The sequence below is a fragment of the Kitasatospora nipponensis genome (assembly GCF_039528135.1).
Classification (GTDB): Bacteria; Actinomycetota; Actinomycetes; order Streptomycetales; family Streptomycetaceae; genus Kitasatospora; species Kitasatospora nipponensis.
In genome coordinates, this window is sequence record NZ_BAAALF010001092.1 from 220 (window position 1) to 534 (window position 315).

Annotated in this window: 1 protein-coding gene; it reads right to left on the reverse strand. The window is 63.2% G+C overall.

Annotated elements, in window-relative coordinates; all coding sequences use genetic code 11:
* Positions 1-7: 7 nt before the first annotated feature.
* On the reverse strand, positions 8-315 hold a 308-nt coding region (locus ABD323_RS45045), incomplete at its 5' end, for a hypothetical protein (protein ID WP_344447729.1).

Below are 315 nucleotides of genomic sequence, written 5' to 3' on the forward strand. Positions count from 1 at the left end.
CGGGCCATCAGGCCGCGTTCGGGATCTTGTCGAAGATCATCTGAGTGATCTTCCGTGCCACCCCGCAGACGTCGGGCTTGGTCGCCTTGTCGTAGTTGGTGATCTTGATGTCGACCGAGTTGTCCCCGAACTCGTTGATGCTGTTGAGCTGGACCACGATGTCGCAGGAGTCGAGCTCCTTGCCGCTGGCCTTGGTCAGCTTCTGGGAGGCCCGGTTGCCGCCGAAGCGGAGCTTGGTGCCGCCGCCCTCCTGGCTCTGGACGCCCTGCTCGTAGCGGATGGCCTGGACCGAGATCGCCAGCATCGACTTCTTCG